Source organism: Actinomycetota bacterium (assembly GCA_035697485.1).
GTDB lineage: Bacteria > Actinomycetota > UBA4738 > UBA4738 > HRBIN12 > JAOUEA01.
This window is the reverse complement of the sequence record DASSCU010000024.1, coordinates 44,723-59,035: the sequence shown is the minus strand read 5'-3', so window position 1 is coordinate 59,035 and position 14,313 is coordinate 44,723. Positions and strand designations below refer to the sequence as shown.

At 72.4% G+C, this 14,313-nt stretch carries 10 protein-coding genes; 7 read left to right on the top strand and 3 right to left on the bottom strand.

What is annotated here, in order from left to right; genetic code table 11:
* Positions 1-35: 35 nt before the first annotated feature.
* The 3 genes from VFI59_07030 to VFI59_07020 all read right to left on the bottom strand — a co-directional run bounded on the left by VFI59_07030 (position 36) and on the right by VFI59_07020 (position 5,011).
* Entirely contained in the window at positions 36-2,201 is a 2,166-nt protein-coding gene (locus tag VFI59_07030) for a SulP family inorganic anion transporter (GenBank protein ID HET6713445.1), read from the bottom strand.
* An 87-nt stretch (positions 2,202-2,288) separates the two neighbouring features.
* Entirely contained in the window at positions 2,289-3,809 is a 1,521-nt protein-coding gene (locus VFI59_07025; protein ID HET6713444.1) for a glycosyltransferase, read from the bottom strand.
* Positions 3,797-5,011, bottom strand: coding sequence for an MFS transporter (locus tag VFI59_07020; protein ID HET6713443.1), 1,215 nt, complete (start codon positions 5,009-5,011; stop codon positions 3,797-3,799). The genes VFI59_07025 and VFI59_07020 overlap by 13 nt, the downstream gene beginning before the upstream one ends.
* Before the next feature lie 115 nt (positions 5,012-5,126).
* On the opposite strand from VFI59_07020, the gene VFI59_07015 reads away from it, so the two are divergent.
* The 7 genes from VFI59_07015 (at position 5,127) to VFI59_06985 (ending at position 14,311) form a co-directional block, all read left to right on the top strand.
* Positions 5,127-6,659, top strand: coding sequence for an HD domain-containing phosphohydrolase (locus VFI59_07015; protein ID HET6713442.1), 1,533 nt, complete (start codon positions 5,127-5,129; stop codon positions 6,657-6,659).
* 64 nt (positions 6,660-6,723) lie between these two features.
* Positions 6,724-7,563 carry an FAD binding domain-containing protein gene (locus VFI59_07010; GenBank protein ID HET6713441.1) on the top strand — a complete coding sequence of 280 codons (840 nt, stop codon included), beginning with the start codon at positions 6,724-6,726 and terminating at the stop codon, positions 7,561-7,563.
* A complete protein-coding gene (locus VFI59_07005; GenBank protein ID HET6713440.1) occupies positions 7,560-10,301 on the top strand; it encodes a molybdopterin cofactor-binding domain-containing protein in 2,742 nt (913 codons plus the stop codon). The genes VFI59_07010 and VFI59_07005 overlap by 4 nt, the downstream gene beginning before the upstream one ends.
* Entirely contained in the window at positions 10,298-11,716 is a 1,419-nt protein-coding gene (locus VFI59_07000) for a 6-hydroxynicotinate reductase (protein HET6713439.1), read from the top strand. The genes VFI59_07005 and VFI59_07000 overlap by 4 nt, the downstream gene beginning before the upstream one ends.
* Positions 11,713-12,573 carry a UPF0280 family protein gene (locus VFI59_06995; GenBank protein ID HET6713438.1) on the top strand — a complete coding sequence of 287 codons (861 nt, stop codon included), beginning with the start codon at positions 11,713-11,715 and terminating at the stop codon, positions 12,571-12,573. Before VFI59_07000 ends, VFI59_06995 begins: the two co-directional genes overlap by 4 nt.
* Positions 12,573-13,151, top strand: a complete 579-nt coding sequence (locus VFI59_06990; GenBank protein ID HET6713437.1) for an amino acid synthesis family protein — start codon at positions 12,573-12,575, stop codon at positions 13,149-13,151. The genes VFI59_06995 and VFI59_06990 overlap by 1 nt, the downstream gene beginning before the upstream one ends.
* Complete coding sequence (locus VFI59_06985; protein HET6713436.1) at positions 13,148-14,311, top strand: amidohydrolase family protein; 1,164 nt, start codon at positions 13,148-13,150, stop codon at positions 14,309-14,311. Before VFI59_06990 ends, VFI59_06985 begins: the two co-directional genes overlap by 4 nt.
* Positions 14,312-14,313 lie beyond the last annotated feature (2 nt).

The following is a 14,313-nucleotide window of genomic DNA, read 5'->3' as shown; positions in this document are numbered from 1 at the left end:
GGTACCCAGCCCCGCGGACATCGAGGTCGGACCCGTCAGTCGAGCAGGGCGTCGAAGGAGCGCAACGTATCGCTCAGGCGTTCCGCCAGCGTCGTCGCGAGCCACCGGTGCAGCGCCGCGGCCAGCTCCGGTTCCTCGGCCTCCAGTCGCTCGATCGACGTCTTGCTGAGGCGCAGGACCACGCTCGGCGTCTCGGCGAGCACGTCGGCCGTTCGCGGCACGCCTGTGTACATCGCGATCTCCCCGACCACGACGCCCGGACGGACTGCGCGCAGACGCAGGCGTGTGCCTTCTGGCGTCACCATCTCGACGCTCAGTCGTCCCGACTCCAGCACGAACACGTCGTCGGGTGGGTCGGCCTGCCGGATCAACGTGGTGCCCTCGGGGAGTGGCATGCGTTCGAGGTACGTGCTCAATCCCTGCGGGAGGCGGGCGAGGGCCTCGGCCCGCTCGGCCGCGCCCCCGGCCTGCCCTTCGGCCTCCCTGAGCAGGACGTCCTCGCATCGCTGGAGTCCACGATCGAGATCCGGCTCGAAGCGGACGACCCCCTCGGCGGCGACGACCCCACCGCGCTCCGGCCGACCCGCCACCTCCTGCGGTCCCCCGGTCAGCACCAGCTCGAACCCGTTCGCCTCGGCGAGCTGCGCGACCTTGCGGAACGACATGACCGCCGACGAATCCATGCCGGTCACGCTCCGCAGATCGATCAGCAGGAATCGCAGCCCTCCGGCTTCCACCCGCTTGCGGATGCGTTCGAGCAGGCCGCTCGATGTGCCGAAGAACACGAACCCGTGGACCCGCAGGATCTGCACGCGGTCACTGAGCGACCGAAGCGCCTCCCGCTCGCCGAGCGGACGGTCCACGTTGCTGCGGTACGTCTCGCCGAACTCCACCTCCGTCACCTGCTCGAGCCGGCTGTAGTTCACCGCGAACAGCACGACCGCGAGCACGAGGCCGACTGCGACCCCGGGCAGCAGGCCCCGGACGATGATCGTCGCGAGGATGATGAGCACGACCAGGTACTCGGTGATCGGCAGGGACCGTCGCTTGTCCCAGACCCACTCGACGATGAAGGCGAGCCCGACGAACACGAGCACGCCACCCACGATCAGGCGTGGGATCAGCTCGATCAGCGCCGCCCCGAAGATCACCGCGGACAGCGGCAGGAGCGCCGCCACCAAGCCGGCGAGCCGCGCGTTGACGCCCATCTGCTCCGCGAGCGCCGTCAGGCTCAACGCGTGGTACCCCGGGATGCCGCCGAACGCGCCCGAAGCGACGTTCACGATGCCGGCGTCGCGGAGCTCCCTGTTCGTGTCGAGGTCGGTGTGCCGGATCAGCTCGATGCCGCTCACGTTGAACAGACAGGCGATCACGGCGACGAAGATCGCGGTGGCGATGCCGGCGATCTGTCCGAGCACCGCCGACCAGTCGGCCTCCGTCAAGGCTTCCTGCACGGTGCCCGGTTCCCACAGCTCACCCGCGGGGAACGGTCCGAGGAGCCAGAGCCCCTCCTCCAGCTCCTCGATCGAGGAGCCCGTCACGACGACGCCGACCGCGAACAACGCGAGCCCGAGGCCGATCACCGCCGGGATCACGAGCGGCCGGTTCACGACCCTCGTCACGACGAGGAGCACGATGCCGAAGACGAGCGCGGGTATCCACCGGGTCAGGTCCTCCTGCCGCGTGAGGTCCTTGATCGTGCGCATGTACGGCTGCACGCTCGCCGCGACACCGATGCCGCCCTTGAAGAGCAGCCAGCCGGTGCCGGCGAGGAAGCCGCCCACGACCGGGTAGGGCACGTACCGCACGAGGTTGCCGAGACGGAACACGCCGAGCAGCGCGAACGTGATGCCCGTCGCGAGCGTCACGACCAGGGTGGCGGCGACAACGGTGAGGAAGGCACGGTCGAGGCTCCCGAACGCGTCGAGGGCCGTGGTGGTGGCGACGACCGCGAGCACCGCCGCTGCCGCGTCCTGCACACTGCCGACGACGCCGCGCTGTCCCGCTCGCCAGGCGAGGATCGCGAGCGTCACCGCCGCCGCGACGAGGTAGAGGCCGATGCCTCGGGACAGGTAGTAGGAAAGATACCCGCCGTACACGAGGGCGGCGAACGAGATCGCCAGGACGACCTCGACGGCCCCGATCACGAGACCGCCGGCGAGCGTGGCAAGCATCTCCACCGTTCGTCGTTCTTCGGCCACCGGCACCCCCGCCGCGGCGTGCGCACGCCTGCCGGAACGACCCTAACGCCGCCGGGGTCGGTTGCGCTAGAGGGCAAAGGGCGGGACTCACCAGGCGGCGAGGATCCTGTCGGCGGTCTGCTGCCACGTCCACTCGCGCCTGACGAACGCGCTCACGTCTCGGCGCAGCTCGTCTCGTTCCTCGGAAGGCAACGCCAGGATCCCATCGATGCTCGTCGCGAGCATGTCGACCGCGTCCTCGTCCGGATCGAACGAGAACATCCCCGGACGCCCGACCGCGGACTCGAGTGCCCCGGCTACCTCGGCGAGGCCGGAGTGTCGGGCGACGATCGGGAGGGCGCCCGCCGCGGCCGCCTCGGCGGCCACCATGCCGAACGCCTCGTGCAGGATCGACGGCACCACCATCACGTCCATCGCGGCGAGAGCATCGGGGGCGTACCGATGATCGAGCCGCCCGGTGAAGGTCACCGCTCGATGGGCGCCTTCGACCGCAGGGCGCGTGTCGCCGAGCGGCATGCCGCCGACATCGCGCAACCACCCGAGCGCCGCCCGGTCGTCCCGGCCAAGCGCGCTCACGAGGGCCGCCAGCCACTCCCGGTGAGAGCCGAAGCCGACGACCAGCATCTCGGTGTCGTGCGCCAACCCCCGATGCGCACAGAGTGCGAGCTCGACGCCCTTCTGCGGGATCAGCTTCCCCAGGTAGCCGACGATCGGCGTGTCGCCGTCGGCGAGCTCGCGCAGCCGTGCAGCCGCATCGGGCTCGGGCACGGCCTGGTCGTACGTTCCCGCGATCGCATCGAGCGCCGCCGCGTCCCTCCCCTCGAGCGCCCCCTCGACCAGCGCGTCGGTGACCGAGGGCCGGCCGCGGGCCGTGTCGGGGTCGCGTGCGAGCCGGCCGGCGACGTCGACCAGCGCCTCGACGCGAGGGCGAGGCCGGAAGGCGTCCACGTCGACCCCGGGCGCGACGACGCGACCGAGGTCGCGCATCTCTGGGACGAGGCCGGCACATCGCTCGAGCACCTCGCTGCCGGATCCGAGCACCGCCCGGGCGGCGCCGAGCCCCTCCCCGGCCAGATCGCGGTAGCGATCCTGCAAGCGGACCGCGTACTCGAGGTCACTGCCGTGGATCTTGGCCAAGTAGCGCCCGGCCCCCAGCGCCCGACGCCCGATCGCGGCTCCCGGGATCGCGTGGCCCGTCACGACGATCTCGCTGCCCTGCCACTCGGCAGCGGCCCGCAGCGCATCGACGTTCGCCCGCAGATAGCGCTCGAGCTCCTCGTCCGACAGGTCGGGGAACCGGCGCACGTCGTCGAACCCTTCGTAGCGGTCGACGACGAAGACCGGCAGCATCGCCCCGATCACCGGTCGCAGCAGTGCGCATCGCCCGACATCCGCGCCGGGGGTCGAGCCACGCTCCGTCAGCTCGCTCGGGCCGCCCCCGTCGATCAGGCCGTCGGCATCGATCCACGGGTGGCGCTCGGGGTGACGCTCCTGGCACAGGAGCACGACGTCGTGGCCGGCTGCCCGCCACGCTTCCGCGGTGCGGGCAGTGACGACGTTCGATCCGGAACCCTCGAGCAACCAGCCGTGCCAGATCAGGATGCGCACCCGCGCATGCTAGAGGCACTCCTCCCCAGGTTGGTCGAGACCACGACCGCCAGTCCCGCGACGGCCACGATCGAACCGGCGATGAACGTGCCGCTCCGGCCGAACGCGGCGGCGACGAAGCCGAGCGTCGCGGGGCCGAGGCCGAACCCGACGTCGAGGAACGCGCTCGTCGTGCCCATCACCGCGCCCCGTTCGTTCTCGGCGATCCCTTCCACGGCGAGCGCGAAGAGCGCCGGGGTGAACAGCGCGATGCCGACGCCGAGGATCGCCGCGCCGGCGACGAGTCCGGTGGGCGCCTGCCACATGCCGATCGTGGCCAGGCCGAACGCCGTCAGCACCAGGGAACTCCGGGTACAGCGCGCCGCGCCGAGCCGGTCGGGGATGCGCGCGCCGATGCTGCGGATCACCACGACGATGCCCGAGAAGAGTCCGAGCACCAGTCCCGCGCCGCTCATGCCGAGGTCGAGCGCGTACAGGGGCACGAACGTCAGGAACCCCGCCATGCCCCAGATCGTCGCGGCGAGCACGACGCCGGGCAGCAGCCCCGCCGGGTGGATCAGCCGGTGCCGCTCGAGGGCGCCGCTGTCGCTGGGCGTCATCGCGGGGAGCAGGAGTGCGAGCCCGACCGCGACCGCAGCGAGGCCGATCGCACCCATCCAGACCGCGTCGAAGCCGAGGGTCTCGATCGCTGCCTCGCTGATGAACGGTCCCGCTCCGAGGCCGATGTACAGCGCGAGCGAGGCGAAGCTGAACGCCTCGCCGCGGCGCTCCGGGGGGGCCAGATCCACGTTCGCGGCGAGCGCGGCGACGAAGAACAGCGCCTCGCCGGCCCCGGTCAGCAGCCGCATGGCCACCAGCACCTCGACCGACGTCGCGAAGAAGTAGCCGGCGACCGACACGGCGAACAAGGACGCGCCGGCCACCATCAGCAGGCGTCGCCCTCGGCGATCGGCGACCCCACCGGCCCACGGACGCAGGAAGAAGGCCGACAGGCTGAACGCGCCGACTACCAGCCCGACCGCGATGTTGCCGCTGCCGAGGGGCCCCTCGACGTAACGGGGCAGAGCCGGCAACAGCATGCCGTCGGCCGTGAAGTAGGCGAGTTCGGCCAACGCCACGATGACGAAGGAGCGCGTGAACAGGGTTGGGCGGGCCGCCGCCGTGGTTGTCTCGCTCGACGCGGCGCTCACGGTCTGTGCCATCTCGGGACCTCCTCGTGGCTTCCGTGTCCCGAGGGTCAGGCACGCACGCACGCCGGCGCATCGGTAGGACTGCCCATCTTGGCTCGAAGGGGTCCGGGTGCCATGCTGGGTCGACGTGCCGGACGCGCTCCGTCTCGCGGACCTGCTCGCGGCCCTCTCCCTCACGACGGACCTGGCGATGGGCCAGCCGCCGGAGAAGGCGGTCCGCGCATGCGTGCTGGCGACCGCGATGGCCCGGCACCTCGACGCGTCCGACGCCGACGTCGCATGCGTCTACTACACGACGTTGCTGAAGCACCTCGGCTGCACGGCCACGTCACACGAGGAAACCAGGCTCTTCGGCGACGACCTCGCCATGCGTCCGCTGGCCGAGCGGACCGACGACGCCGACCCGCGGGAACTGCTCGCGTTCCTGAGTGCGGTCGGCCGCGGCACCGGACTGCGGCGGACGGGCCACGTGGTCCGCACCGCCACGGGTCGGGCCGAGACGATGGCGATCTTCCAGGCGATCTGCGAGGTGGCGACCCAGATGTCCGAGCGGCTGCACCTCGGCGAGGACGTCACGCAGGCCCTGTACCAAACGATCGAGCGCTGGGACGGCAAGGGCGCACCACAGGGGCTCGCCGGCGAGGACATCGCCTTCGCGGCCCGCGTCGCCGAGCCTGCGACCCAGGCTGTCATCTTCCATCGGCTCGGGGGGGTCGACGGGGCGCTCGCCATGATGGATCGTCGCTCGGGCGGCATGTTCGACCCGGCGGCGGTCGAGGCCTTCCGGGCGATCGGCCCGAAGATGCTGGAGCGTCTCGACGACGAGGATCCGTGGACGGCGGTGCTCGACGCCGAGCCGACGCCCGTGCGCACGGTGGAAGCCGGCCGGCTCGAACACGTGGCCGAGGCGTTCGCCGACATGGTCGACCTCAGGTCCACGGTCACCCTGGGGCATTCCTCGGGAGTCGCGGGCCTCGCCGCGAGCGCGGCCGAACGCCTCGGATTGCCCGATCCCGGCTCGGTGCGCCTCGCAGGGCTGTTGCACGATCTCGGTCGTACCGCGGTCGGCGCCGTCGTCTGGGAGAAGCGTGGTCCGCTGAGCACGACCGAGTGGGAGCGTGTCCGGCTGCACCCCTACCACACCGAACGCATCCTGATGCGCTCGAGCTCGCTCGAGCCGCTCGCTCGCCCGGCCTCGATGCACCACGAGCGGCTGGACGGCTCGGGCTACCATCGCGGGGCCACGGCCGCGGACACGCCCCCGGCCGCCCGGGTGATCGCGGTCGCCGACGCGTTCCAGGCGATGACGCAGCCGCGCCCCTATCGCGCGGCCTTGGATCCCGAACGGGCCGCCGACGTCGTGTCTTCGCAGCTGCTGGAGGGCCGTTTCGACTCCGAATGCGTGGAGGCGGTGCTCGCCGCGGCCGGACGCTCACGCCCGGTGAGGCAGCACACCTGGCCGGCGGGATTGTCGGATCGCGAGGTCGAGGTGCTGCGACTGGTGGCGCGTGGCGAGTCCAACCGAGGGGTCGCCCAGGCGCTCGTGATCTCGCCGCGCACGGCCGAGCACCACGTGCAGCACATCTACGGGAAGATCGGCGTCTCGACGCGGGCAGCCGCGGCGATGTTCGCGATGCAGCACGGCCTGCTCTGGGACTGACGGATCCCTCATCGAGAGCACGTCCTCACCTGACTCCCGCTGGGTAAGCTCCGCGAGGGGAGCGATGCCCGTGGACTACGTGGTGCCGGCCGATCTCGCCGCCGCCCTCGAGATGCGGGGCGCGGGCTACACGGTGCTGGCCGGAGGGACCGACCTGTACCCGCAGCACGTCGGACGGCCCATGCCTGAGCGTGTGGTCGACATCGGCGGGCTCACCGACCTGCGAGGCATCGTCGAGACGCCCGGCGGCGTCCGCCTCGGTGCCCTCACGCGCTGGGCCGACGTGGCCGCCGCCGCGCTGCCACCGGCGTTCGACGGCCTCCGGGCCGCCGCGCGCGAGGTCGGCGCCGTCCAGGTGCAACAGGCGGGCACGATCGGCGGCAACCTGTGCAACGCCTCGCCGGCCGCCGACGGCGTCCCCGCGCTGCTCACCCTCGACGCGTCGGTGGACCTGACCTCGGCGAGCGGCACCCGATCGCTCGCGCTCGAGTCGTTCCTCACCGGCTATCGGCAGACGGCGCTCGGCCCCGACGAGCTGCTGACCGCCGTGGTCGTCCCCCGCGTGGCCGACGGCGCGCGTTCGGCCTTTTTCAAGCTGGGCCTGCGGCGCTACCTCGTGATCTCGGTCGTGATGGTGTCGGCCGTCGTCCTCCCCGACGCGAACGGCGCCATCGCCGAGGCCCGGGTGGCCGTGGGGGCGTGCTCGCCGGTGGCGCAGCGGCTGCGGTCGCTCGAGTCGGAGCTCGTGGGCCGGGCGCCGGCCGACGTCGACATGGCGACGGTCGTCCGGCACGTCGAGGCCCTCGACCCGATCGACGACGTCCGCGCGCCGGCCGACTACCGGCGGGCGGCAGCCTCGGTGCTCGTGCGTCGCGTGATCGCGAGCTGTGGAGACGACCGGTGAGCGGGTCCACCACGTTCACCGTGAACGCATCCTCGGTGACGCTCGAGCGGTCCGCGCGCCGCCTGAGCGAGGCGCTGCGTGACGACCTCGGACTCACGGCGACGAAGGTGGGGTGCGATGCCGGCGACTGCGGCGCGTGCACGGTGCTCGTCGACGGCGCTCCGGTCGCCGCCTGCATGACGTCGGTGGGAAGCCTCGAGGGTCGGCACGTCGACACCCTCGAGGGGCTCGACGCGAGCGGCGAGATCGAGGTCCTCCAGTGGGCGTTCCACGCCCACGGCGGCGCGCAGTGCGGCATCTGCACGCCGGGGATGCTGGTCGCGTCGGCGGCACTGCTGCGGGCGACGCCGAGCCCCTCCGAGTCGCAGGTGATGGACGCCCTCGGGGGTGTGCTCTGCCGGTGCACCGGCTACCGGAAGATCGTCGCGGCCGTGATCGGTGCCCGGGTGGACGAGCCTTCCGAGGCGCCGTCCCCTCCGGTCGGCAAGGCCGTGGGGCAGCGTGTGTGGCGGGTCGACGGCGACCGCAAGGTGCGCGGCATCGACATCTTCGGCGCCGACGAGGCGCCCGACGGGGCACTCGCGATCCGCGTCGTGCGCTCGCCCTACCATCGGGCGAGCTTCACCCTCGGCGACCTGGCGGCCTACGCCGACGCCACGCCGGGCGTCGAGGCGGTGCTGACCGCGGCCGACATCGACGGCCGCAACCGGTTCGGCGTGATCCCGGCGACCGCGGACCAGCCGGTGTTCGCCGAGGGCGCGGTGCGGTTCCGCGGCGAAGCGGTCGCGATGGTCGTCGGCGAGCCGGCGGCGATGGCGGCCCAGGATCTCTCGTCGTTCCCGGTCACCTGGCACGAGCTGCCGCCCCTGCTGTCGATCGACGACGCGCAGGCTTCCGACGCGCCGAGGATGCACGACGAGCGCGACCGGAACGTGCTCGTGCGCGGCAACGTGCGTCGCGGCGACGTCGACGCCGCGCTCGCGTCGGCGGACGTCGAGGTCGAGGGCGTGTTCGAGACCGTCTTCATCGAGCACGCCTACATCGAGCCCGAGGCCGGGTACGCCGAGCGCGTCGGGGACCGGGTCGAGGTGCAGGCGACGACGCAATCCCCGCACATGGACCGTGCCGAGCTCGAGGCGATCCTCGGGCTCCCCGACGGCGCGGTGCGGATCAAGCCCACCGCGGTCGGCGGCGGGTTCGGCAGCAAGCTCGACCTCTCGGTGCAGCCGTTCCTCGCGCTCGCCGCGTGGAAGCTGGGCCGTCCGGTGCGGCTCGCCTACACCCGCCCCGAGTCGATGATGTCGACCACGAAGCGGCATCCCTCGCGGCTGCGCGTTCGCGTCGGCGCGACGCGCGACGGACGCCTGAGGGCGCTGGACTTCACGGGCGAGTTCGACACCGGCGCGTACGCGTCGTGGGGGCCGACCGTCGCCAACCGCGTGCCGGTGCACGCCGGCGGCCCCTACGTCTACGACGCGTATCGTGCGCGGACCGTCGCCGTGCACACGAACGGGCCGCCGGCGGGCGCGTTCCGCGGGTTCGGCGTGCCACAGTCGACCGTCGCCCAGGAGTGCCTGTTCGACGAGCTCGCCGATGCGCTCGGCATCGATCGACTCGAGTTCCGGTACCGCAACGCGCTCACCGAAGGGGTGCCGACGGTCACCGGTCAGGTCTTCGCGTCGGGCGTCGGCTACCGAGAGTGCCTCGAGGCCCTGCGGCCGCACCGGGAACGGGCCGTCGCGGAGGCGACCGAGGCGAATGCCTCGCCATCGTCGGCCCGGCGCGGCGTCGGGCTCGCCGGCATGTGGTACGGCTGCGGGAACACGGCGCTCGCGAACCCCTCGACGATCAAGGTCGGGCTCCGTAGCGACGGGCGCGTAGCGCTCTTCCAGGGTGCGATCGACATGGGGCAGGGCGCCAACACGGTCATGACGCAGATCTGCGCCGACGCGCTCGGCATCGATATCTCGAGCATCGTCACGCTCGGCGCCGACACCGATTCGACGCCCGACGCGGGGAAGAGCTCCGCGTCGAGGCAGACGTTCGTGTCGGGGAACGCGACGTTCATGGCGGCGACGGCGCTCCGGGAGCGACTGCTGGTGCTCGCGGGCGCCACCGACGAGGCCCACCTCGAGCTCGACGGTCCCCGCCTGGTCGTGCACGATCGCGGGGCGATGACGACCATGGATCTCGCCTCGCTCGACGCCGACGCCGACGGTCTGGTGGCGGTCGCGAGCGAGACCTACGACCCGCCGACCACGGTCCTCGACGCCGACGGCCAGGGCGACCCCTACGCGCAGTTCGGGTACGGCGCGCACCTCGCCGAGCTCGACGTCGACCTCGAGCTCGGCACGGTGCATCTGCGCCGCATCACGGCGGCCCACGACGTCGGGCGGGCGGTGAACCCGACGCTCGTCGAGGGCCAGATCGAGGGCGGCATCGCCCAGGGCGTCGGCATGGCGCTGATGGAGGAGTACGTTCCCGGCGGGAACGAGAACCTGCACGACTACTTGATCCCCACGATCGGCGACGTGCCCGAGGTCATGAGCATCCTCGTGGAGTCCGGCGACCCTGCCGGGCCGTACGGCGCGAAGGGCATCGGCGAGCACACGCTGATCCCGACCGCCCCCGCGATCCTCAACGCGATCCGTGACGCGGTGGGCGCGGGGGTGCGTCGGCTGCCGGCGACGCCAGATCGCGTGCTCGCCGCGATCGCGCAGGGAGGCGTCTCGCGATGACCGCCGAGCCGGCCCACGACACCGTCGTCTGTGACGCCTGCCCGATCCGGTGCGTGATCAAGCCCGGGCGCGCCGGCTCGTGCGATCGCTACGGCAACGTCGACGGGGTGCTCGCGCGGCTCGACCCGCTGCTGGTGCTCGAGCGCACGCAGGAACGGGGCGGCGCCCTGGTGCCGTTCGCCGCCCGCGAGTCCGACTGGGACGGCGAGCTCGTCGAGACCGGCGACGTGGTCGTGACCGGCGCCGGATCGGGCACGACGTATCCCGACTACAAGCCGGCGCCGTTCATCGTGTCGTCGAGCGTCGCAGGGGTCGACACGGTGACGGTCGTGACCGAGGCGATCTTCAGCTACTGCGGCGTCGACGTGAAGATCGACACCGATCGCCACGTGGGTGCCGAGCGCCGGCTCGTGCGTGCTCGCGGGGAGGCCGTCGGCCACGTCACGACCGGTCAGTACGGGTCGCAGATGCTCTCGCTCGGCGGCGTGAACCACCTCACCGGTGGCACCAAACGCGAGGGCATGGCGACGATGCAGACGCTGCTCGCGCTCTGCAGCCGCGAGCCGGTCGAGCTCTCGGTCGACGAAGGGTCCGACCTCGTGCTGCGGGCAGGTGAGCCGCCGGTCATCAACGGCGTCGTGGAGGAACGCATGCGGGTGGGGTGCGGCTCGGCGACGATCGGCATGTTCGCGCAGCAGTGGTACGAGCACGTCGACGAGGTGGTGGTCCTCGACGACCACATCACCGGCGTGCTCTCCGAGCACCAGGCGGGGCGCTACCTCGACATCCCCGCGACCGGCATCACGGTCAAGGGACGCCGGTCGACGCCCGGCCGCTACTTCAACGTGGCCAAGCCCGGCACCGGGTGGGGCGGCACCGACATCGAGGATCCGCTCACGATCCTCGACGAGTTCGACCCCGAGGTGGCCCGGCCGGGCCTCACGGTGCTGATGATCGGGACGACGGGCGAGCACCACGCGTACTTCGTGCTCGACGACGAGTTGCGGCCCGTGCCGGCGCCGCTCCCGGACGATCTGCGCCGGTCGGTCGAGCGCATCACGGAGAACTGCGAACCGGCTCTGACGTCCGTCTTGTTCATCGCGGGTGCAGGCGGCTCGCTGCGGGCCGGCGCCACGGAGAACCCCGTGGCTCTTACCCGCGCGGTTCGTCAGACGATCACGAGGGTCACGTGCGGGGGGGCGCCCGTCTACGTCTGGCCGGGGGGCGGCATCACGTTCATGGTCGACGTGACGCTCGTGCCGCCGGGCGCGTTCGGCTACGTGCCCACGCCCGCGGTGGTCGCCCCGCTCGAGTTCACGATGCGCCGCGACGCCTACGCGGCGCTCGGCGGACACATGGACGCGATCGTCACCCTGGACGACGTGCTCGCGCGACCGGACGTGCGTCGCGCATGAGCGGGCCGGTCGCGGCGACGACGCCCGACGGGTCGCGCCTGCACCTGCAGCACGGCCCGATCGACCTGATCGTCGAGGCGTGGGGTCCACCGGTCGAGGTGGCCGACGCCTACCGGCGCGCCTGGGAGCGGTTCCAGCCGCTGCTTGACGAGCTGGTCGCCGAGCTGCCCACCCTGCGCCGACCGCTCGGCGAGGGCGAGGCGCTCACAGGCCGGGTGGCGAGGCGCATGGCCGCGGCCGTTCGCCCGTTCGGCGATCGGTTCATCACGCCGATGGCGGCCGTCGCGGGGGCCGTCGCCGACGAGATCTGCGCGGTGATGGTGAGCGGCGGCGAGCTGCGCCGCGCCTTCGTGAACGACGGCGGCGACATCGCCCTGTTCCTGACGCCCGGCGAGACCCTCGACGTGGGGCTCGTGCCGGTGCCGGACCGGCCGGCGCTGCTGGGCAAGGCCACGGTGCGCCACGACGATCCCGTGCGCGGGGTCGCGACGAGCGGGCGTCACGGCCGGAGCTTCTCGCTCGGCATCGCCGACGCCGTGACGGTCCTGGCCGACACCGCGGCCCGGGCCGACGCCGCCGCGACCCTGATCGCCAACGCGGTCGATCTGCCCGGGCACCGGTCGATCCGGCGCGTGCCCGCGAACGAGCTGGAACCGGACACCGACCTCGGCTCGACCATGGTGACGGCGGAGGTGGGCGCGCTCACCGACGCCGAAGTCGCCCGCGCCCTGCGCGCGGGCGGCACCGAGGCCGAGCGGATGCGGGCCGGGGGCTTGATCGCCGCCGCGGTGCTCTGCCTCGGCGACCGGGTCGCGACCGTCGCGACCCCCGTGCTAGCGTCCGCCGTCGGGGGGTGATGGCGACGGACATCCGGAAGGTCGTCTCGATCGTCGAGGACGTGCGGCGCGAGGTCGGGCAGGCGGTCGACCCGCCGATCCGCCGGGTCGTCACCGCCGCCGTGCTGCAGAACCCGTTCGCCGGCCGCTACGTCGAGGACCTCGGAGAGATGATTGCCGACAGCGTCGAGCTCTCGCGGCTGCTCTCCGTCACCGCGGTCGAGCAGCTCGCCGGCCGTCCGGTGCACAGCTACGGGAAGGGCGGCATCGCGGGCATGAAGGGTGAGCTCGAGCACGTGGCCGCCTTCCTGCACCCGGAGTTCGGGGCGCCGCTGCGTGACGCGTGCGGCGGGGGGAAGGCGATCATCCCGTCGTCGAAGAAGCGGGGAGGTCCCGGGGTCACGCTCGACGTGCCGCTCCACTACAAGGACGCGGCGTTCGTGCGCAGCCACTTCGACGCCGTCGAGCTGCGCATCGTCGATGCGCCGGCCGACGACGAGCTGGTGATCGCCGTCGCCGTCACCGACGGAGGACGCCCGCTGCCGCGGGTCGGAGGGCTGCAGGTCTCGGAGATCGCGGGGGAAGACGGCCTGCGGTGAGCGACCTGGTGATCCGCAACGCCGGCACGATCGTGAGCGGCGACGTGGCGGCCCCGATCGCCGAGGGCGACACGGTCGTCGTGCGCGGCGGCGTGATCGAGTTCGTCGGCGCCGAGGCCGGCGCCGACCCCTCGGGCATCTCGACGGTGATCGACGCCGCCGGCGCGACCGTCACCCCGGGCCTCTGCGACGATCACACGCACCCGGTGCTCGGCGACTTCACGCCGCGACAGACCCAGGTCGGGTTCATCGACTCCTACCTGCACGGCGGCACGACGACGATGATCTCGGCCGGGGAGCCGCACACGCCAGGGCGTCCGACCGATCCGGCGAGCGTGAAGGCCCTCGCGATCCTCGCCCACAACGCGTTCGCGAAGCTCCGGCCCTCGGGGGTGAAGGTGCACGCGGGGGCCGTGCTGCTGGAACCGGGACTGACCGAGGACGACTTCGCGGAGATGGCCGCCGCCGGCGTCGACCTCGTCGGCGAGATCGGCATCTCGGGCGTGAAGGATCCCGACGAGGCCGCCCGGATGACCCGCTGGGCGCAGGCGCACGGCATGCGCGTCATGGTGCACACCGGCGGCGCGTCGATCCCCGGCAGCGGCATCGTCGGTGCCGACTTCGTGGTGGCGGTGCAGCCCGACGTGGCCGGCCACGTGAACGGAGGACCCACCGCCTTGCCGCTCGACCACGTCGAACGCATCCTGGCGGAGACCTCGTCGCGGGTCGAGGTGGTTCACAACGGGAACGTGAAGGCCGCCGGGGAGGCCGCGGCCCTCGTCGCGAGCCGGTCGGAGCTCGACCGCCTCGTGATCGGCACCGACAGCCCCGCTGGATCCGGCGTGCAGCCGCTCGGCATGCTCAGGGCGATCTCGTGGGTGGCCTCGCTCGGCGGGGTGGAGCCGGCGGTGGCGGTCGCCGCCGCCACGGGGAACGTCGCATCCCTGCACGGCCTCGACACCGGCGTCGTCGCGGCGGGTCGGGAGGCCGACCTGCTCGTGATGGACGCCCCGCTCGGCTCGCAGGCCGACGACGCGCTCGACGCCCTCGGGATCGGGGACACGCCCGCAGTCGTCACGTCGGTCATCGACGGGGTCCCGCGCTTCACGAAGAGCCGCAACACACCGCCGGCGATGCGACCGGTGGTGTTCACGAGCTAGAT